This is a genomic window from Runella sp. CRIBMP, assembly GCF_009905605.1.
Taxonomy (GTDB): Bacteria; Bacteroidota; Bacteroidia; order Cytophagales; family Spirosomataceae; genus Runella.
The window spans coordinates 1020517-1041789 of sequence record NZ_JAAAKZ010000002.1; the positions used below are offsets into that span (position 1 = coordinate 1020517).

The following is a 21273-nucleotide window of genomic DNA, read 5'->3' on the forward strand; positions in this document are numbered from 1 at the left end:
GCGCATGGCTTCCAACGATCACGCTTTTCTGATTGCCGTCGGCGACTACCATGAACTCAACTCGCTGAAAGGACCGGTAGCCGACGCACGCAAATTTGGCCAATGGTTGACCGCTGCCGACGGTGGAGGTATTCCAGATGGGCAGATTTATCCTTTTTTCTCCGAAAACAGTACCCAGGCCGACCCAAAACCCCGACTAAAAGCCATTGGTGACAAACTGAGGGAGCTCGAAAAAATTTCCGAAGGCATTGGGCGAATATATTTTTATTTTTCTGGACATGGCCTGGGTTGGGACAAGTTTGAAACACTCTTTTTGATGTCAGAATGGAGCTATGACTACGCCGACTCCTGCCTTTCAACGGCCAATGCCACCGAATTTCTGCTCAACCAGACCAGCGCCCAGCAAGTCTTCTTTTTTCTGGATTGCTGCCGCGATTACAAACCTCCTGGTGTAAGTATCAATCCCTTCAAATTCGGAACGCAGGCCATCAACAATGTGTCCGAAGGCGACCGTGACATCATCATTTTCCATTCAACTACCTACGGCAGTAAATCCTACGAATACGAGTATGCTGACCCAGAAGAAAAGATTTTTGGCTATTTCACAGCGCAGTTGCTCCGCGGGCTAAGAGGCAAAAAAGGATTGAACAACCTGCCTCCCATCAGCGGTCAGGTGACAGCCGAGGCACTGAAGAATTTTTTGGAACACCCCATCCAAACCCACGACCAAAAGGTACAATCAGGACGGGCGCTGACCGAACTCCCCACCTCCCGCATGAAAACCCTCGAATTTGGTCCTCCCTGGGCCAATATTCTGCCCGAAAACCTGCTTGTATTTGCCAAAGAAAAAGGATGGATGGATAAACTCACTGAGGCAGTCATAAAAAAAACCGCCGAAGAATTGCAAGGAGGCACGCTAGAGGAACTGCTCAAAGCACTGTTGGGCAATGACCTGGTGCTCACCCAGGGCGACGGCATCGACCTTAAAAATGTATTGGGCGGATTGATGGGAAAAAGCGATTCTGACACCCAGTCATTGTCTTTTGAAACTATTGAGGTGAAAATGCCCAATGAAATGCCCGAAGAGTTGATACCGTCTGTCAAAACCCGTTTTATCCATGAGAAGTCCCAGGCTAGTTTTGAGTTGATTGGAGGTGGGACATTTTCGCTGCCCAAAGGTCGCTATCAGTCGATTTCGACCTTTCGTACCACTGATATCGAGCCGTTAACTGAGGTGCCGACCAATAAAAATTTCTTTACCATCAATAAAAACAAGCAGCAAGTTGACTTACAGCTTTCCAACCTGCTTGATACCTTGCTCAACGTTCAGGTGAAGTTGCTGTTCCGCAAACAGTATCCGTCGATAGAGGCTCTCTGCCCTTTGATAAAAATCTATATCAACAGCGTCGATGGGTTGATGGTCAATTTTTCCTTTTTTGGCAATAAATCACTCCAACTTCCTCCAGGAAAGTACATTTTTTATTCAAAAATCAACCACTATGTAAGTCAAGCCACCGAAATTGAAGTAACTGAAAACGAACAACTTATTCAAATAGATGCACCTCCACTCTACGCATCTTCACTCGAAAACTTCCTCGATACCACCCATGAGTATTATCACAATGACGCCATTTCCATTAGTGAAAAGCCAACTCCACGGGGATTTCCTAATGTTTTTTTATTTATCCGTGCATTCGATAATATAGCAGCCCAACCCCTTGCTGTCAGTTACCAAGATGTGTTGTGGCGTTTTAATTTTTTTTACGTGGAGAACAATGTTACTTTTCCACGCCTTCCTTTACTGAATACTTCTTCTGACTCGTGGTCAGGTAAACACTTAGGCAGCCAACACCTTCACAATTACAACTTGCTTTGTTACCAAGGTGGAAACTACGCCCGCCTTATTCCTTTCTTTGCTCACCCAAAAAATCAAATACAGTTTTTTGCGCAAATTGAGGAGAAAACAGCAGTGCAAAAACAACTTGAAAGGGGGGGACCAGATTTTATAGTTCGATTTGATAAGTTATTGATTACGACAAATAGTATAATCTCTCGCCAAGACCCCAGTGGTTTGAAAGACGATTACTCGGCAAATGCTCCTTACCGTGGAGGAGATAATGCTAACTACTTCTTAAGTTTGGCGTTGGAGCAATTGCTTGAAGGCCCTGCAGGAACGACCGAGGAACTACTTACTCAACTCAAACAATGGTCCATCGGCGAAAATCACCAAAATCCATTTCTTATTGTGGCTTGTTTTTATCTCTACCACTTATTTATTAACAATAAAGTAAAACCAGACCAAGTCTCTTTCTTGGATGAGTCACTCCTGAATGGGGTAAAGGCGACTGACATACTTAACAACGACATTCGGGTATTGGATTTGTTGGGCAATAACCCAAAAAAACGTTCCTTTAAAGACCAAAGATATGAATTTGAGGACTTGAAAGATTTGCCATTGTTTAGTGCTGGTGTTGAATTTTTACTTCAAAAAAGTCAAGAAGACCAAACATTGCTTTCTCCTTTCTTGAAGGAAATTCTATTGACAATTGACCGAAATTGCCCTTATACCTCACTTATCATCAAAAACAGCTCACCTTTCGCAGAAATTTTATGGAATACTAACTTAAAATAAATCAAACCCTAACCATTGTCCGAAAACAATACTATTGTCAAGTAAAATATTGGGGAAATAGCAAAAAACGCTAAAAGTCGGTTTACCTCCTGTAAAGTAAATTTAACGCGTCGTTTTCAAATCAATGCCCCCATCATAGTTGGCTATGAGGTCTCAGTATTTTTTGGCTATCATTGAAACATCTCCTGTATTTCTGCAGCTTATTGCACCTTGAAACTTTCCAGCATAATTTTCAATTTGCTCTTCATTCAGAGGTTTACCGTCAATTAGGCAGATAATTTTAGCATTTTTAGGGAAACTGACCCAGAATGGAGCATTATAATCAAAACCTTACACAACAACCGCCATCGCCTCTTTGCCTTCTCCCTTCACTGATTCGAGCAAAAATTAACATATCTTTTACTCCATCAATTATTGCCTTTTTCTAAACTCATTTGAAGAAAATTTCTTTTGAGTACATGTCTTTTACAACCGTATTAAGCAGCTACGCATTCTTGACGTAGCTACCCAACCATTTGATGTGATTGCGGTGTTTTTTGAATACTTTCTGGACATTTTCGTCCTTAAAATACCCCTCCAACTCAATAAAAAACCAGAAGTTAAAATCTTCGCTGCCTTTGTATGGACGGCTTTCGATTTTGGTAAGGTTGATATTCAATCGTTTGAAATCTTGCAAAAAACCAGCCAATATCCCTGGTTTGTCGGTATCGGGCAAACGGGCAATGATGGTGGTTTTATCGTTTTCGCTGGGCTGATTGACAAAATCTTTGGCCAAAATAAAAAACCGGGTGCGGTTGTTACCGTTGTCTTCAATGTTATCAAATAAGACGGGTAGACTGAACAAACGGGCGGCAATGACCGAACAAATAGCCGCACTTTCGGGGTCTTCGGCTGCTAATTTTGCTGCTTTAGACGTGGACTCTACCTGAATTTCTTCGGGTTGGGTTTGCTCAAAATATTTATTCAAGAATCCCCGACATTGCCGAAAAGCAATGTCTTTGGAGTAAATACGCTTTATTTTAGAGGGATTTTCGCACTCCGTTGCCAACGCAAAATGAACTGGAATTTTCAGCTCAGCCGCAATGTTGACACTGGTTTCGTTGAGTAAGTCAACGGTCTCATACACAATGCCTTCTTGATTATTTTCAATCGGAATCACGCCAAATTTTGCCCGTCCAGTATCTACCGCTTCAAACACAGACTTGATGGTTGGTAGGGTCATGTATTCACTCATGGCCCCAAAACGGCTTTCGGCGGCTTGGTGCGTAAAACTGCCCTCAGGGCCCAAATAAGCAATGCGCTCGGGAAGTTCAATGTTTCGGGCGGCCGCAAATATTTCTAAGTAAATGGCCTCAATTGCGTCTGAGGTAAGGGGGCCTGTATTGTGCTTTTTTACCCGGTCTAATATCGCTTTTTCGCGTTCGGGACGGTAGATGACCGTTTTGGTGGCCCGTTTCAATTCGCCAACTTTATGGACCCACTCCATACGACGGTTCAGGAGTGTAAGCAGTTGGTCGTCCAACGAATCTATTTCGTGGCGTATTTCTTCTAAAGTCATGGTTTAGGAGTCAAAATTGGTGGGGATAGGCGTACTTGTTGCGCTTATTCCCACCAAATCAATAGAAAATTACACAAAACTTATTTTAATACTAATCAGCATCTTCTTTGGGTGGCGGTGGAATGGTCAGCCCCGCAAAAAGGTTGTCCATTTTGGCGGCGTATTCGGCCGTATCGTCCAAATAAAAATGGACTTCGGGGACAATACGCAACTGATGGCGTACCCGCTGTCCCAATAGCTGACGTATCTGCTTGCTGCGTTCTTGTATTTGCTCTAAAATAAGTCCTTTATTTTTTACGGCTAAAAAGCTCAAATAAACGCGTGCCACGCTCAAATCTGGTGACATTCTAACGATGGTGACGGTTATAAACGCATTGTCGAACCAGGTCCGACCCTCTTTTTGAAAAATATCGCTCAAATCTTTCTGTATTTGCCGAGCGACTTTTTGTTGTCTTTTGGATTCCATATTCAATTTACCGGTTACGATTGGCCGCTAACAATATACGCTTGCATAATTCTCCTTCTCCCGCCAATCTTTTGAGATGGTCACAAAGGTACGAAATTCTATTTATCTAACGACGCCTCGGTGTCGGCTCAGGCGTAAGTTTACCAGTAAAATAAACCCGTTACATATTTCGTCGATACTGACCGCCAACTTTGTACAGCGCGCCCGAAATCTGCCCGAGTGTGCATACTTTGGTGGCTTCCATGAGGCTTTCAAACAAATTTTCTCCTTGAAGCGCCCTTTCTTGCAATTGACCCAAAGCAACCGTTGCCTTTTCACTATTGTGTTCTTGAAAGGATTTTCTTGCCAAAACCGCGTATTGTTTTTCATCGTCGGTTGAGCGAATCACTTCGGCGGGAAGCACCGTGGGGGAGCCTTTCTCATCCAAAAAAGTATTTACTCCAATGATGGGCAATGCACCCGTATGCTTTTGCATTTCATAATACATAGACTCTTCCTGAATTTTGCTCCGCTGATACATCCGCTCCATAGCGCCCAAAACCCCACCCCGCTCATTGATACTCAAAAACTCTTGGTAGACTGCCTCTTCCACCAAATCGGTCAGTTCTTCAGTAATGAAAGAGCCTTGCAAGGGATTTTCGTTTTTGGTCAATCCAAATTCACGGTTGATAATCAACTGAATCGCCACGGCGCGCCGCACGCTTTCTTCGGTGGGGGTGGTAATGGCTTCATCGTAGGCGTTGGTATGCAACGAGTTGCAGTTGTCATAAATAGCCAACAACGCCTGTAACGTGGTCCGAATATCATTGAAAGCGATTTCTTGCGCGTGCAAGCTTCGGCCAGAAGTTTGGATATGGTACTTTAGTTTTTGGCTGCGCTCGTTGGCTTTGTACTTCAATTTCATGGCTTTTGCCCAAATCCGCCGCGCCACTCTGCCCAACACGGTGTATTCGGGGTCCATGCCGTTGGAGAAGAAAAAGGACAAGTTGGGCGCAAAATCATCAATGTGCATTCCGCGACTGAGGTAGTATTCCACAAACGTAAAGCCGTTGGATAACGTAAACGCTAATTGCGAAATGGGGTTGGCCCCAGCCTCAGCAATGTGGTAGCCCGAAATGGAAACCGAATAAAAATTACGCACCTGATTTTCAATAAAATACTGCTGAATATCGCCCATGAGTTTGAGCGCAAATTCGGTCGAAAATATGCACGTATTCTGCGCTTGGTCTTCTTTCAGAATATCCGCCTGCACCGTTCCACGCACCTGACGAAGCGTTTGGGCTTTGATTTTTTGATACAGTTCGGGCTCCAACAATTGATCGCCTGTTGTTCCCAAAAGCATTAATCCCAGGCCATTGTGGCCTTCTGGAATCTCGCCCTGGTACCCGATTTCAGTTCTAATTTTTGATATTCTTGTTTCTCGCTCCTCCCGACTCCACGCTGATAAAATGTACTTTTCACATTGCTGGTCGATGGCGGCATTGAGAAAGAAACCCAACACAATCGGAGCAGGGCCGTTGATGGTCATCGATACTGACGTGGAAGAGTCGCAAAGGTCAAAACCACTGTATAGTTTTTTGGCATCGTCAAGGGTACAAACGCTTACGCCCGAATTACCGACTTTGCCGTAAATATCAGGCCGCAAGTCGGGGTCTTCGCCGTAGAGCGTCACCGAATCAAAAGCCGTTGACAGCCGCTTGGCTGGCATGGCTTTGGATAAATAATGAAAGCGACGGTTGGTGCGCTCGGGGCCACCTTCTCCCGCAAACATTCGGGTGGGGTCTTCACCTTCTCTCTTGAGCGGAAAGACACCAGCCGTGTAGGGAAATTCACCTGGGACATTTTCGGTCAGTTGCCACCGCAAAATATCCCCCCAATCGTTGTATTTCGGGAGGGCGATTTTCGGAATTTTAAGGTGTGATAAGGTTTCTGTCCATAAGTCTTGCTCAATAATTCTATCTCTGACTTGAAACTGATATTTCTCAGCGCGGTACTTTCGAATTGTATCGGGCCATTTTTTGAGTAATTGGTTAGAATCGTAATGCAAACGGGCTTCAAGCTCAGTATAAACGGCTTTTAGCGCCTCAATCGTCCCTGCATTATTCCCTTTTGCCAGCGTTTTTATCGTGCCGTCAAGTTGGTATAATTGTCGGGCAATGGTTGTCTGTTCATTCACAAATTGGTCATAAGCGCGGGCGCTTTCTACAATTTCGGCCAAATACCGTACCCGATCGGGTAGAATAATACCTTTGGCAGCGGATGTTTTAGAGTACTGAACCTGCCCCTTCCAGTGAGCAAACAATTTACCATTTACCCAGCTGGATGTGCTGCCTTCACCATTTTCAGCCTTCCGTTTATCCTTTTGGGCCAACAATTCCATCAACTTTCCGTACAGAGCATTCATGCCCGCATCGTTGAACTGGCTAGCCATCGTGCCAAAAATCGGCAGGGCATCGTCGGGGGTATCCCAGAGGTTATGATTGCGGCGGTATTGTTTTCGTACGTCGCGAAGGGCATCCAACGACCCTCGTTTGTCGAATTTATTGATGGCAATCACGTCGGCAAAATCGAGCATATCAATTTTTTCGAGCTGGGTCGCTGCGCCGTATTCCGCCGTCATGACGTAAAGCGACACATCAGAATGCTCCGTAATCTCCGTATCCGATTGGCCAATGCCCGAGGTTTCAACAATAATCAGGTCAAAATCCGCTTCTTTACACACATCAATGGCGTCTTGCACGTATTTGCTTAAGGCCAAATTGGACTGCCGCGTGGCCAAGGAGCGCATATAAACCCGCCCGTGCGCAAGTTCAGGATGCAGCGCATTCATTCGGATGCGGTCGCCCAAAAGCGCACCGCCCGTTTTTCGTTTGGAAGGATCTACCGAGATGATTGCCAGCGTTTTATGGTCAAAATCCATCAAAAACCGCCGCACCAATTCATCCACCAATGAAGATTTTCCCGCCCCACCCGTACCAGTAATGCCTACAACAAGGGGTTGAAACAAGCGGTCGGCAACACGCCCAACGCTTAACTTTGCATAAACGCTGGGGGCATTTTCGGCAATAGAGATTCGTCGGGCAATAGCCTGCACATTTGTTTGAGACTGAGTCAGAGTCCACTCATTCTCCTGTTCGTCAGGAAAATCTATTTCATGGTCCAACGCAAAATCGCACTGCCTAATCAAGTCATTAATCATTCCCTGCAAACCCATTGCTCGCCCGTCGTCGGGAGAATACAGCCTCGCAATTCCGTAGGCATGAAGCTCCTCAATTTCGGCGGGAAGGATGGTTCCACCACCACCGCCAAATATTTTTATGTGTCCCGCATTTTGCGCGTGGAGCAAGTCGTACATGTATTTAAAATACTCGACGTGACCGCCCTGATAGCTGGTAATCGCAATTCCCTGCACGTCTTCCTGAATGGCACAATCCACAATTTCTTGCACCGAGCGATTGTGTCCAAGATGAATCACTTCCACCCCCGACGCCTGCATGATACGGCGCATGATGTTGATGGCAGCATCGTGACCGTCAAAAAGACTAGCAGCCGTCACAATTCTGACGTGATTTTTGGGTTGGTAAGGTGTTGTTAGGTTACTTTCCATGTCCTTTCGCAATAAATCTTGCGGCTAAGATACTGAAAGTATTGGCAACCAAAATCAACGGTTTGTCAGTTGCTGAATCTTTCCTGTTTGATAGTTCAGCAAATACAATTCTCCCGCTTCATCCTCCCCAAAAGAAGACAATGAGCCCGTCAATTGAGTAATCAATTTGTTGGATGCCTGCCGCGAAGTTTCGTTGTATTGTAAAGCCCAAATCTTGCCGCTCACGAAATCGCCGTAGATGTATTGGCCTTTTAAATCTACCAATTTCGCTCCGCGATACACGTACCCACCCGTAATGGACCTCCCTTCAGAGGTTCCGTAGTCAAAGATAGGCTCTACCAATCCCGTACGGTTGCAGTTGGCGGCAGGGCTATAACATTCTTTACCTTCGGCAATACGCCACCCATAATTTCCACCCCGCTCCAAAATATCAATTTCTTCTCTAGCATTTTGGCCTACATCCGCAATCCAAAAACGTCCATTTTCACGGTCGGCGGTCACTTTCCAAGGGTTACGCAATCCGTAGGCATAAATTTCAGGGCGAGCATTGGCCGTATTTTTGAAAGGATTATCGGCGGGGATGGCATAATTTAAGCCATTTTCTTTCGTATTAACGTCAATTCTTAACATCTTTCCGAGCAAAGATCCCAAATTTTGGGCGTAGTTTTGGGGGTCACCACCCGAACCGCCGTCGCCCGTGGCAATGTACAGAAATCCATCTTTTCCAAACAACACAGACCCACCGTTGTGATTGGAATAGGGCTGATTATAGGTCAACAAAATTTCTTCGCTGTTGGCATCGGCGGTTGTTTTATTGGATTGAAAACGGGCAATCACCGATTGCAGCTGACCATTTTCCCGTCGGGTATAATTCACAAACAATTGTCCGTTGTTCTTGAAATCGGGATGAAAAGCAAGGCCCAGCAATCCAGTTTCGCCGCCCGAAGTTACGCGCCCACTGATGTCCAGAAATATTTCCGTTTGTGCGGCACTGGCTTCATTTTTAAAAACTTTTACCACCCCTCGTTGTTCTACCACAAACAACCGGTTGCTTCCATCACCAGCGTGTACGAGTTCAACGGGGCTACTGAACGTAAGGGCAGGAAATGCATTTGTTAGGGTAGGCACTACCTCCGAGTCCTCGTCGGTCAGGATGGTTTCAGGGCTTTTTTCGTTGCACGAAAATCCTAAAGCCAGCAACCCAAAACCCATTGCGAATAGCGTTACTGTGCGGTTCAATTTCATCTTTGTTAGTCTGTTTAGTGTGGGGATTTATTTGAAGCAATAAAATAGCATAAACCTATGTTTAAGAAAGGTGGGCGATAGTAAAACGAAAAATTTGGGCATATTCACATTTCCAAACTGACAATTACCTACTTTGTTCAACTTGAATGACTAAATTGATTGAACTATGACCGATGTACTCATTATTGGCGGTGGACTAGCAGGGCTGGTGAGTAGCATTGAGTTAGCACAACGGGGCTTTATGGTGGTGGTAGTCGAACGAAAAACGTACCCCTTTCACCGAGTTTGCGGCGAATACGTATCCAACGAAGTCCGACCTTATTTGGAAAAATTAGGGTTAAAACTCAACGAATTGGGCATAAAAGAAATTCAGCGCTTTCAATTTACCTCGCCATCGGGCCGGGTATTAGAAACGGATTTAGATATGGGAGGTTTCGGCATCAGTCGCTACGCACTTGACTTTGCATTGTTTGAATTAGCAAAGAAAAAGGGGGTGGAATTTGTCTTGGGAGAAACCGTCGATAATGTAGAATGTACCAACGACGAATGTAAGGCCACGACCGTCAATCATCTTCATTTATCGGCCCGAATTGTGCTCGGCAGTTTTGGCAAAAATTCCCGCATGGACAAGGCGCTTGATCGTGACTTTACCCATAAAAAATCGCCTTATATAGGAGTAAAATATCACATCCGCACCAAATTTCCCCAAGATTTGATTGCACTGCATAATTTTCAAGATGGCTATTGTGGCATTTCGGCCATTGAAGAAGACCGCTATTGCCTTTGCTACCTCACCACGCGCAACAATATTCGTAAACACGGCACTATCGTCGACATGGAGCGCGAAGTTTTATGGAAAAATCCTCATTTAAAGCGCCTGTTCACCGAATCTGAATTTATCTTCGAACGCCCAGAAGTCATCAATGAATTTTCGTTTGAACCCAAACACATAGTCGAAAACCACATTTTGATGGTAGGAGATGCCGCGGGGCTCATCACGCCACTCTGTGGAAATGGCATGGCCATGGCCATCCACGGCGGCAAAATCGCGGCAGCGTTGACGGCTCAATTTCTCAATGGTAACCTCACCCGTATAGCACTGGAAAAACAATACAAAAAGGCGTGGAAGCGGGAATTTGCGGCACGATTATGGGTGGGACGAAACGTTCAAAGGCTTTTTGGTGACGCGTGGCTATCAGAGGTTGCTCTGTCTTTTTTTGGGTTGGGCAAGCCCCTTTTACGATTTGTCATTAAAAATACCCACGGTAAACCCATTGAGTAAAGAATAAACAGAAGGCAATTTCATATATAATTTGAATTCTATTCCTTAAATGAGGTAAATTTGTGATTTATTATTCTTTAATCACAAAAGCGTATAAGAATGTTTCTAAAGCACTTAAGTTGGTTTACGTTATTTAGTGTTCCTCTGTTAGCCCAGGAAAAGCTTGAAAATTACACCCAGAAAATCTCTGGAAGCAACGTTACGTACGATCTGGTCGCCATCAAAGGTGGCGAATTTACCATGGGTAGTCCTGCCAAAGAAAAAGGACGCAAAGAAGACGAAGGCCCGCAACACACCGTAAAGATTGAGCCTTTTTGGATGGGTAAGTACGAAATTCAGTGGGATTTGTACGATTTGTTTACCACCAAAAACATTGAAATTGAAATGGCCAAGCGCCACCCAGACCCCGAAAACAGCCTTGCCAAGACCGACGGAAGTACCCGCCCCAGCGCGGCTTATGTAGATATGTCGTTTGGAATGGGGCGTTCGGGCTATCCAGCCATCAACATGACCCAATACGCCGCTATCTATTTTTGTAAGTGGTTGTATGAAAAAACGGGGGTGTTTTATCGCTTGCCTACCGAAGCCGAGTGGGAGTACGCCTGCCGAGCGGGTACAAATACGGCCTATTCATTTGGCGACGACCCGAAATTGTTGGACGAATACGGCTGGTTTAAAGGCAACAGCAATAATGGTTACAAAAAAATCGGCACCAAAAAACCAAACCCTTGGGGCCTTCATGACATGCACGGGAACGTCATGGAATGGACACTAGACCAATATTTCAAGGATTATTACACCAAAAAATCAAAAGGAGAAGTAAAAGAAGCGTTTGCAAAAGTAACGGAGTTGTATCCAACCTCGGTACGCGGTGGTTCATGGGACGACGACGCTAGCGTATGCCGAAGTGCCAACCGAATCCCCTCCTCTCCCGACTGGAAAATCATTGACCCACAAAGCCCAAAAAGTGAGTGGTGGATGACGAGCGCCTCTTTTGTAGGTTTCCGAATTGTAAGACCCCTAAAAACGCCCTCCAAAGAAGAAATTGCGGCATACTATAATCCTCCGTTGATTGAAGATTATTAATCGTCCGTTTTCAATTATACATTCCTGAATCTATCAATTAATAGTAATCCACAGTTCAAAATCCATAATCTAAAACCTACATTCTAATGGAAACTAATAGAAGAGAGTTTCTTAAGACCTCCAGCCTTTTTACGGGGGGAGCGTTATTAAGCAGTTTGCCTTTTTCATCGTATGGCTACCATAACTCTGCCGACGACACCATCAAAATCGCGCTTATTGGCTGCGGTGGTCGTGGGTCGGGAGCGGCCGCGCAAGCCTTGAGTACAACTCAAAACGTAAAATTGGTTGCGATGGCCGATGCCTTCTCTGACCGGTTGGATGATGCCTACAACGCTCTCACCAAACGTAAATACAAAGACGCCGCAGGTGCTGAAATTGATGTAAAATCAAAAGTTGATGTTCCTCAAGATCGCAAATTCGTAGGTTTTGACGCTTATAAGCAAGCTATCGCTCTGGCAGATGTAGTGATTTTGGCAACGCCTCCGGGTTTTCGTCCAATGCACTTTGAAGAAGCGGTAAGACAAAACAAGCACATTTTTATGGAGAAACCCGTGGCAACTGATGGCCCCGGAATCCGGAAAGTACTTGCCGCCGCCGAAGAAGCCAAACGTAAAAAACTCAACGTTGTAGTGGGTCTGCAACGCCATTATCAACGCAATTATCGCGAAGCCATGAACCGTATCCATGACGGCAAAATCGGTGACATCGTGGGTGGTAGCGTGTATTGGGTGTCGGGAGGTGTATGGAATCACCCCCGCAAAGCTGGCCAAACTGAGATGGAGTATCAAATGCGTAACTGGTACTATTTCAACTGGTTGTGCGGTGACCATATCACTGAGCAACACGTACACAACATCGACGTAGCCAACTGGGCAAAGCAGGGTTATCCCGTATCGGCTCAGGGGACAGGTGGACGTCAGATTCGTGCGGGCAAAGAGTTTGGCGAAATTTTTGACCACCACATTGTTGACTTTACCTACGCCGACGGAACGCTTATCAATAGCCAGTGCCGTCACTATGAAGGAACGTACAGCAAAGTAGACGAGCAGTTTTTAGGAACTAAAGGCCGTATCGACAGCTTTAACGGCAACAACACCGTCCTTAAATCTTACAAAGGCAATAAGGTGATTTACGGACACGAAGGAAAAGGAGACCGTAACCCTTACCAAGTAGAGCACGACGAACTGTTTGCGGCCATTGCCAAAGGCGAATACAAATTTGCCGATGCCGAAAACGGTGCCAAAAGTACTCTAACTTCCATCATGGGCCGTATGGCGACGTATTCGGGCAAATTGGTTAAGTGGGAAGATGCACTGAATTCAAACATCAGCTTATTCCCCGAAAAATTAGCTTGGGATGCCCTTCCTAAGTTGCTTCCAGGACCTGATGGTTTCTATCCTGTGGCTGTACCAGGCAAGAGCATTGTTGTTTAGTTTTTTAATTTTTTAGGTATAAAAAAACAGTTCATAGTTTGACTATGAACTGTTTTTTTATGGTAGTTACGCTTAAATTATTCTCCTTTCAACACTTTTAGTATTCTGTTGGGATATTCTGGATGATGCACTTGAAGCAGATACAAGCCTCTATTTAATCCCCCAGAATTGATACCAATGGTAGCCCGTTGACCTTCCCAAAGTACATCATTGAGCGGGATTTTTTGTCCCGAAAGGTTGAGCAACGAAAACGAGGTCGTAGCTGGCTCATAGTCAAGCGGTAATGTCATTTTAAATGAATCTTTGAAAGGATTCGGGTAAGGTGCCCACAGAACTTCTTCTCCCCCAAAACTACCACCGCCGCCGCCATTGGTTATTTCAAACTGAATTTTAGATTCGGCGACCACCTGACCGCTTTTGAGTGCTTTGGCCGACAAGGTGTAAGTTCCGCCAATCGAGCCAAAACCTCCATTGTCATCAAACAGACCATAAGGAGACGTAACATCGGTAAACGTAACCTCCATCGGACCAGTCATTGCAAATTGTATCCGGTCGATGGGAACATTGGCCTCCGCAAAAATATTGATAAAAGACGGAATCTGACTTAGCGCCATTTGGTCTTTATCACGGAGTGTTTGGACAAATCGCCGTGAGGATGAACCACCTGCTTTGAACAGACTAAATACTACTGTAGGCGGTGAGGCATCGATTACTTTTAAGTTAAAATAAGCTTCAACTGCCGCTCCCTGACTGTCGATGGCCCGCACCATGATGGTAAATGAACCCGCTACGGTCGGAGTGCCGCTTATTTTACCTCCCACATAAGTAAGTCCCGCGGGCAATCCCCTCACCACAATTCCTGACAGAAATCCGTCGGGTTCGTAGAAAGTACTCACTGGAACGGTAAATGTATAGGGTTCGCCGAGTTTGATGGTTTGGTCTTCAATAGCGGCTACAACCGTTGGCGGGATATTGCCATTAGCCAAACGAATTGTGAGCAAAAATGTGGTATCCACAAACGCTCCCTGAGGGTCATACCCCCGCGCTGTTACTTTATACTCTCCTCCTACTGTTGGAATTCCGAAAATAACCCCTTTATTATTACTCAAACCGGCGGGTAAATTTAGTGCTTCTACGGTTATGGCACCACCTTCAGGATCTTTAAAAGCCGTGGTGGGAATCGCAAAGCTAAAATTCTGTCCAATCACCGTCGATTGCTTGGGAATAACCTCCGCTACAATTGGCGGTAAGTTATCTGAGGTCTCTTTAACGGTCAGTCGAAAACTAGTTTCTACCCAACTCGCCCTGTTGTCAGTTCCCCGTAACACTATCTGGAATACGCCAGCAGTCGTTGGTTTTCCAGTGAGTTTTCCAGCATTAAGGGTCACGCCATTTGGGGTGTTTTTGGCTGTGATACTCACAATCGTCCCATCTGCATCCTTAAATAAGCCAGTAGGAAGGGTGTATTCATACAATTGTTGCAGTACCGCCGCTTGGTCGGGGATGGTCGTTGTTACAGTTGGTTTTTGATTCTCTACGGTGATTTTTAACACAAACTGGACTTTAACAGAAGCGTTTTCATTGTCAAAAACTTCAACCGTGATGGTCGAGTTGGCGGCCAACGTAGGCGTACCGCTTATTTTCCAACCGTCGGCTTTCAATCCGCTTGGCAAACCTTTGATTTCAATACGGGCTATTTTTCCATCTTTATCCTCAAATGCCGTTGTTGGAATGGTGTAACTAAATTCTTTGCCAACCGTTGCGAGTTGCTCTCCAAGCGGCGTCACTACGATTGGAGCCCTATTGATGCGTTTGTCAATTACAACCAGATTAAAGCTTACTTTCCCAATTCCCGTCGCCCCTGCTATGATGGTAGAATTATACGCTTCCAATACCATTTCATAATTACCCACTTTTAATGTAGTACCGTCATTATCACCGTACAATCCATAAGGTGCCGTCGTTTCGGTTTGCGTTTTGTTGATTGCTCCCGACAGTTTCATCACTACTGCTCTTGCAGAGGCATCTGGTACCGCAAAAAAGTTGATTGGAAAATTGTACTCACTCACATTGAGGGTATCATTGTTTTTGAGCGTACGAATCAAGCTACGCGTTTTAAAGTCCCCCGCTTTGTACAAATCAAGGCGGGTAGTCTTTTGGGGCATCACCGTTAATTTGAACGTTGTGGTCGTGGAGGCATCGTACATATCCGTTGCTTTGACTTTCACCTCAAACGTACCCAACACCGTCGTATTTCCTTTAATCGTAAACTTATCTAAGTACAAGCCCGTAGGCAAACCGCTTACTTCGTAAAACTCAATGGTTCCGTCGGGGTCTTGGAATGCATCCTGAGGAATAACGTAAGAGGCGTCAAAACCAGAGACGAGGTTATAATTCTGTAATGTTTTCTTGACGATTGGCGGCTGATTGTTTTCAGGCTCACCCAAAAGGTCTTCAATCAATTTTACATCTACGGGGCCACTTGCTTTTTTCTCATCCCAACGGCTATTGTACCCAGGATGAAAATAGCCGCCTGTTCTGACCAATTCCGAAAGTTTTACGACCATCTGTTGAGCTGGAACAATTTTGGTCAGGGGTTTATTTAACCAATTGGCCACAAAAGATTTTATTCCTTGTGAATAAAAATTGACATCGTCAAGGTTGGACGCCACAATGTTTACCAACTTACACCCCCGTTCAAAGTGCTGATTAAGCATCACTTGCAAACCGTAAGTAGACAGATTTGGCTCATGAAATGCCTCATTCATAATCCATTTTCCTTCGCCCATATTGCTTCTCAATACATCGGCACTGAAATAATGGGAATAATACTGAGAGTCATTTATCTTGGTTCCGTCGGTAGAGCGGGCCAAGTCCTTAAATGCTAAAGTACCTCTACGCATACTCAGCCCATCGTGAACCGAGCCAAAATCGTTGACAACCTTATAAGAATTATCAACACTTTTGACCGTTCTGCTCACGCCATCCAAAAAGTTTTTCAAAACAGTATGCCGGTACACATACCAATCACTCCATCGTATGTTTTCGGCGTGAGGATAATCGGTCGTAACTGGCTGAATATCATTTATACTAATGTAATCTGAACGCCAAGTAGCGTTGATGGTCTTTATATCTTTGTATTTCTGTTTGAGCCATTCACGGTATCCTGTTATCATGCTAGGAGCGTAGTCAAACATCGACAGGTAGGAAGTTCCGCCAAAGCCTCCCGCACTTGTATTACCTTCATAATGATACCCTGCCTCTTGGGTAGGGGTGGTAGTAGCCGCCACGCAAATAATGTTTCCTTCTCTTTGTAGATAAGCGTAGCGCTCAGAAACTTCTTTGACAAAACTTAAGGCTTTTTGTACGGAAGGCTCATGAGCCATGCTGAACATCTCTGGAAAAGGATTCCCCTTCTGATCTTTAGCAGTCTCACTATCAGACCAATACCCCACGTGCCGATTACAGCATCTTGCCAAATGAATGCGGATAAATATTTTCAGCCCTAATTCTTTACTTAATTTAATTTGGTTATCGTACTGCTCCCAATTGGCCGCACTTGTGGTTGTCTTGTACACTACATCCCAGCGCACTGTGACCATGGATGCATTTGTACCCAGTTTAGCCGCTTCACGAATCACGTCCAAGCCAAACTGACTTCCTTCAGTTGTGTTTAGGAGAGCAATACATAAATACCTTTGATTGGCATCATCAGCAAAGAGTGGGTTAGGTTGAGAATAATTAGGAGAATGAGTTGGGCGAGGTCCGGCATAGGCTCCCAAGGTAACAACCCACACCAATGCACACAGTAAGAGCGCTAAACGTTTAATCATTGTAAATATTTTTAGTGTAATGGGGCAATGACTCATTTAGGGACAAAAACCATGCAAAACATTAATTATACGCCTCAAAATTACTATCCCCAAATGTACACCAACCCTAACTTACTGATAGTCTGTGCCATTAAGTATTTTTAAAAACCTTTAAGGATAAGTTTGAAAACGATTGGAATAAAAGTAAAAATAGCTAAAAAATTCACCCGGCACAGTTTTTGACCACGCCGTAGCTTTCAAAGAAAATTACCTTGCCAAAATAACTAAACCACCGGCTTTATTTGAATTATAACTGTTTTGGAAGTAGGTGTCATACTTCTATCTGCAAAACTGTCAATGGGAACCAGTGTATTTGTTTCGGGAAAATAAGTTGCAACACATCTTTCAGGAATTGAATACGCTACAATGATGAATTGGGGTGCTGTTCGCTCTACACCACCAAAATAGTTAAATAAATCCACTTTTGTGCCTGATTTCCACCCTCTTTTAAGAATATCTTTTTCATTCATCAACACCACTCTACGCTCGTTATATATACCACGATAACGGTCGTCAAGGCCATAAATCGTGGTGTTAAATTGGTCATGGCTTCTGATGGTCATCATCAAATATTCGTCATCTGCCAGTTGTAAAGGTACATACTGATTGACCGAGAATACCGCTTTTCTACTGTTTGTATTAAAATCACCCTCACGGGCACCGTTTGGCAAATAAAACCCACCTGGCTTGCGTACCCGTTCATTATAATTTTCAAACCCAGGAATAGTACGCTCTATGGCCGCTCTTATGTTGTCATAATGGGATATATATTTATCCCAATCAACCACAGATTTATATTCCAAAACGGAATTTGCCAGCCTACGTACTATATCAGGCTCGCTCAACAAAAATTCAGAAATCGGCTTCAACTTTCCCTTGGATTGGTGTACCACACCCATTGAATTTTCAACACTCACAAACTGCGCTTCTCCTTGCTGAATGTCCATGTCGGTACGGCCCAGACACGGCAAAATCAGGGCTTCTTCCCCCGTTACCAAATGGCTTCGATTCAATTTGGTCGAAACATGCGCCGTCAGGCGGCAATTTCTCAGTGCTTGCGCAGTGTAGACAGTGTCTGGAGTAGCCGAAAGGAAATTTCCGCCCATGGCAAAGAAAACCGAGGCTTTGCGTTCATGCATGGCTTTGATGGCCTCCACCGTATTGTATCCGTGTTCGCGGGGTGGCTGAAACCCAAATTGTTTCTCCAAACTGTCCAAAAATGACTTGGGCGGCATTTCCCAAATTCCCATGGTTCGGTCTCCCTGCACGTTGCTGTGCCCACGCACTGGGCAGGTACCAGCCCCAGGCTTTCCAATCGAGCCTTTGAGCAAGAGCAGATTCACCACCTCCCTAATATTATCAACCGCATTTTTATGCTGAGTCAGGCCCATAGCCCAGCAGGCAACAATTTTTTCTGAGTGTATAATCAACTCCGCCGCTTCTCGCAACTGGCTCAGGCTCAACCCACAATCATCGGCAAGTTGTTGGAGCGTATATTTTTCTAAATCGACGAGCAATTCCTGAACTCCAGTGGTTTTTGCTTCAATAAATTTCCAATCAAATACTCCCCCGTTTTTCTGTTCTTCTGCGTGCATTAATTTCAACAGGGCTTTGAAAAGCGGCACATCGCCATTGATGCGTACCTGTAAAAACACATCAGAGAGGTCGGTTTTGGCCCCTAACAATCCCCCCGCCGTTTGAGGGTTACTGAACGCTACCAGCCCCGTTTCGTGCAGCGGGTTAACCGACAGTATTTTGGCGCCGTTGCGCTTGGCTTTTTCGAGCGCACTCAGCATCCGGGGGTGATTCGTACCTGGATTCTGGCCCGCAATGATAATCAAATCGGCCAGATACAAATCTTCTAACTTCACCGAACCTTTACCAATACCAACGGTTTCAATCAGGGCCACTCCGCTCGACTCATGGCACATATTAGAGCAATCGGGTAAGTTGTTGGTTCCGTATTCGCGCACAAAAAGCTGATACAAAAACGCCGCTTCGTTGCTCGTGCGTCCCGATGTATAAAATATCGCTTCGTTGGGGGATTGTAGTTCATTAAGATGTTTGGCAATCAACGCAAAGGCTTCTTCCCAAACAATCGGCTCATAGTATTCGGCCCCTTTGCGTTTATGCATGGGTTGCGCAATACGCCCCTGCTGGCTTAGTTCATAATCGCTCCACGTGCCCAATTCAGCAATTGAATGCTTGGCAAAAAATTCGGGCAAAAGCCGTTTGGTCGTCGCTTCTTCAGCCACTGCTTTAGCACCATTTTCGCAGTATTCCGCAAACGACGAGCGTTCGTCGTCGGGGTCAGGCCACGCACAGCTCGGGCAGTCAAATCCATCTTTTTGGTTTAGATTAAGCAACGCTTTTACCCCTCTTCCTACGTCCATCGCCCCAAAAACGTGTTTCATGGAGCTGACAACCGCGGGCATTCCAACGGCCACGTCTTTGGGTTCACTGGTTTTTAGGCCCGTTAGTGTTTCGGGGGTGAGTTCGGGGGTTAGGGTCGTTTTCTTTTTCATGTTTTTACCAAAAATAAATGGTGATAAGAACTATGTCCTATCACCATCATAAACCTATTCTTTATCTGAATGTTTTTAGCGTAGCTCTACCTAAAAAAGCAACGTTTTCAAATTGCTACTCTTAGCCTACCGAACCTTCGAGGCTAATTTCGAGCAATTTTTGGGCTTCTACCGCAAATTCCATCGGAAGTTGATTCAAAACTTCTTTGGCATACCCATTGACAATCAATGCCACAGCCTGCTCGGTCGGAATACCGCGTTGGTTACAGTAAAACAACTGATCTTCTCCAATTTTGGAGGTGGTCGCTTCGTGTTCTACCGTTGAGGTGGTATTGTTTACCTCGATGTAAGGGAAAGTATGCGCTCCGCACGTATCGCCGAGCAACAACGAATCGCATTGCGAGAAATTACGGGCGTTTTCGGCACGCTTAAACACCTGAACCAATCCACGGTAAGAGTTTTGGCTTTTACCCGCCGAAATACCTTTCGATACGATTCGGCTTTTGGTGTTTTTGCCAATGTGAATCATCTTGGTTCCCGTATCGGCTTGCTGCATATTATTGGTCAACGCCACCGAATAAAACTCGCCGATGGAGTTGTCACCTTTCAAGATAACAGAAGGGTATTTCCATGTAATGGCCGAGCCAGTCTCAACCTGTGTCCACGAGATTTTCGAGTGGGCACCTTCGCAAATACCCCGCTTGGTGACGAAGTTATAAATTCCTCCACGGCCTTCTTTATCGCCTGGGTACCAGTTTTGTACTGTGCTGTATTTTACTTCGGCGCGCTCATGGGCAATGATTTCTACCACGGCGGCGTGTAGTTGGTGCTCGTCGCGCATGGGAGCAGTACATCCTTCTAAGTAGCTTACGTAAGAGCCTTCATCAGCTACGATAAGCGTCCTTTCAAATTGTCCAGTTCCAGAAGCGTTGATTCGGAAATAGGTCGAAAGTTCCATCGGACAACGAACGCCTTTGGGGATATAACAAAACGAGCCATCCGAGAAAACCGCAGCATTCAGTGCCGAAAAATAGTTGTCTTTGGCTGGAACAACCGAACCAAGGTACTTACGAACCAACTCAGGATGGTCCTGAATGGCCTCGCTCATAGAGCAGAAAATGATGCCTTGTTTTTTGAGTTCCACCTTAAAAGTAGTGGCTACGGAAATCGAGTCGATAACGGCATCTACTGCTACACCCGACAAACGTTTTTGTTCGTTCAGCGAAATTCCCAAACGTTCAAAAGTACGTCTCAATTCAGGGTCAATTTCATCCAACGAACCTATCTCCTTTTTCTGCTTGGGGGCAGAATAATATTTAATCGCTTGATAATCAACGGGCGTATAATGAACATTGGGCCACGTGGGCTCAGTCATGCTTTGCCAAATCTTAAATGCTTTTAAACGATACTCCGTCATCCATTCTGGCTCTTGTTTCTTGGCCGAAATCCACCGTACGGTATCTTCCGTCAGGCCAGGCGCGGCTTCATCAGCTTCTATGTCAGTTACGAAGCCATACTTATATTCGGAGTTGGTAATTTCTTCCAGGATATCTACCTCTTTGCTCAT

Annotated in this window: 11 protein-coding genes; 4 read left to right on the forward strand and 7 right to left on the reverse strand. The window is 45.1% G+C overall.

All coding sequences use genetic code 11. The features are described 5' to 3' along the window. The first annotated feature begins 4 nt into the window (after window positions 1-4). The gene (locus tag GVN20_RS09405) at window positions 5-2632 is read left to right on the forward strand and encodes a caspase family protein (protein WP_166558058.1); all 2628 of its coding nucleotides are present in this window, start codon (window positions 5-7) and stop codon (window positions 2630-2632) included. Window positions 2633-3116: 484 nt separating this feature from the next. Here GVN20_RS09405 and pheA read toward each other — a convergent pair whose 3' ends face one another. The 4 genes from pheA to GVN20_RS09425 form a co-directional block, all read right to left on the reverse strand. After that, the gene (gene pheA, locus GVN20_RS09410) at window positions 3117-4190 is read right to left on the reverse strand and encodes a prephenate dehydratase (RefSeq protein WP_166558059.1); all 1074 of its coding nucleotides are present in this window, start codon (window positions 4188-4190) and stop codon (window positions 3117-3119) included. Between the two features lie 91 nt (window positions 4191-4281). Beyond that, window positions 4282-4656, reverse strand: a complete 375-nt coding sequence (gene rbfA, locus GVN20_RS09415) for a 30S ribosome-binding factor RbfA (protein ID WP_114460719.1) — start codon at window positions 4654-4656, stop codon at window positions 4282-4284. A gap of 160 nt (window positions 4657-4816) precedes the next feature. Continuing rightward, window positions 4817-8263, reverse strand: a complete 3447-nt coding sequence (locus GVN20_RS09420) for a methylmalonyl-CoA mutase family protein (RefSeq protein WP_166558060.1) — start codon at window positions 8261-8263, stop codon at window positions 4817-4819. A 54-nt stretch (window positions 8264-8317) separates the two neighbouring features. Beyond that, complete coding sequence (locus GVN20_RS09425) at window positions 8318-9508, reverse strand: sorbosone dehydrogenase family protein (RefSeq protein ID WP_166558061.1); 1191 nt, start codon at window positions 9506-9508, stop codon at window positions 8318-8320. Between the two features lie 166 nt (window positions 9509-9674). Here GVN20_RS09425 and GVN20_RS09430 point away from each other — a divergent pair, with 166 nt between their 5' ends. The 3 genes from GVN20_RS09430 to GVN20_RS09440 all read left to right on the forward strand — a co-directional run bounded on the left by GVN20_RS09430 (window position 9675) and on the right by GVN20_RS09440 (window position 13309). Further along, on the forward strand, window positions 9675-10790 hold the full coding sequence (locus tag GVN20_RS09430; RefSeq protein WP_166558062.1) for an NAD(P)/FAD-dependent oxidoreductase: 1116 nt from the start codon (window positions 9675-9677) through the stop codon (window positions 10788-10790). Window positions 10791-10889: 99 nt separating this feature from the next. After that, window positions 10890-11876, forward strand: coding sequence for a formylglycine-generating enzyme family protein (locus tag GVN20_RS09435; protein ID WP_166558063.1), 987 nt, complete (start codon window positions 10890-10892; stop codon window positions 11874-11876). Between the two features lie 86 nt (window positions 11877-11962). After that, a complete protein-coding gene (locus tag GVN20_RS09440) occupies window positions 11963-13309 on the forward strand; it encodes a Gfo/Idh/MocA family protein (protein WP_166558064.1) in 1347 nt (448 codons plus the stop codon). Window positions 13310-13386: 77 nt separating this feature from the next. Here GVN20_RS09440 and GVN20_RS09445 read toward each other — a convergent pair whose 3' ends face one another. The 3 genes from GVN20_RS09445 to sufB all read right to left on the reverse strand — a co-directional run bounded on the left by GVN20_RS09445 (window position 13387) and on the right by sufB (window position 21273). Beyond that, on the reverse strand, window positions 13387-17142 hold the full coding sequence (locus GVN20_RS09445) for a putative Ig domain-containing protein (protein WP_166558065.1): 3756 nt from the start codon (window positions 17140-17142) through the stop codon (window positions 13387-13389). 263 nt (window positions 17143-17405) lie between these two features. Next, window positions 17406-19706 (reverse strand): FdhF/YdeP family oxidoreductase, encoded by a 2301-nt coding sequence (locus GVN20_RS09450; protein WP_166558066.1) that lies wholly within the window; start codon window positions 19704-19706, stop codon window positions 17406-17408. A 121-nt stretch (window positions 19707-19827) separates the two neighbouring features. Continuing rightward, window positions 19828-21273, reverse strand: a complete 1446-nt coding sequence (gene sufB / locus GVN20_RS09455; protein WP_114065139.1) for a Fe-S cluster assembly protein SufB — start codon at window positions 21271-21273, stop codon at window positions 19828-19830.

Excerpts from the sequence above, each read along its gene's own strand:
- GVN20_RS09405 (WP_166558058.1), top strand. The coding sequence starts at position 5 with ATGGCTTCCAACGATCACGCTTTTCTGATTGCCGTCGGCGACTACCAT.
- pheA (WP_166558059.1), bottom strand. The coding sequence starts at position 4,190 with ATGACTTTAGAAGAAATACGCCACGAAATAGATTCGTTGGACGACCAA.
- rbfA (WP_114460719.1), bottom strand. The coding sequence starts at position 4,656 with ATGGAATCCAAAAGACAACAAAAAGTCGCTCGGCAAATACAGAAAGAT.
- GVN20_RS09420 (WP_166558060.1), bottom strand. The coding sequence starts at position 8,263 with ATGGAAAGTAACCTAACAACACCTTACCAACCCAAAAATCACGTCAGA.
- GVN20_RS09425 (WP_166558061.1), bottom strand. The coding sequence starts at position 9,508 with ATGAAATTGAACCGCACAGTAACGCTATTCGCAATGGGTTTTGGGTTG.
- GVN20_RS09430 (WP_166558062.1), top strand. The coding sequence starts at position 9,675 with ATGACCGATGTACTCATTATTGGCGGTGGACTAGCAGGGCTGGTGAGT.
- GVN20_RS09435 (WP_166558063.1), top strand. The coding sequence starts at position 10,890 with ATGTTTCTAAAGCACTTAAGTTGGTTTACGTTATTTAGTGTTCCTCTG.
- GVN20_RS09440 (WP_166558064.1), top strand. The coding sequence starts at position 11,963 with ATGGAAACTAATAGAAGAGAGTTTCTTAAGACCTCCAGCCTTTTTACG.
- GVN20_RS09445 (WP_166558065.1), bottom strand. The coding sequence starts at position 17,142 with ATGATTAAACGTTTAGCGCTCTTACTGTGTGCATTGGTGTGGGTTGTT.
- GVN20_RS09450 (WP_166558066.1), bottom strand. The coding sequence starts at position 19,706 with ATGAAAAAGAAAACGACCCTAACCCCCGAACTCACCCCCGAAACACTA.
- sufB (WP_114065139.1), bottom strand. The coding sequence starts at position 21,273 with ATGAGCAAAGAGGTAGATATCCTGGAAGAAATTACCAACTCCGAATAT.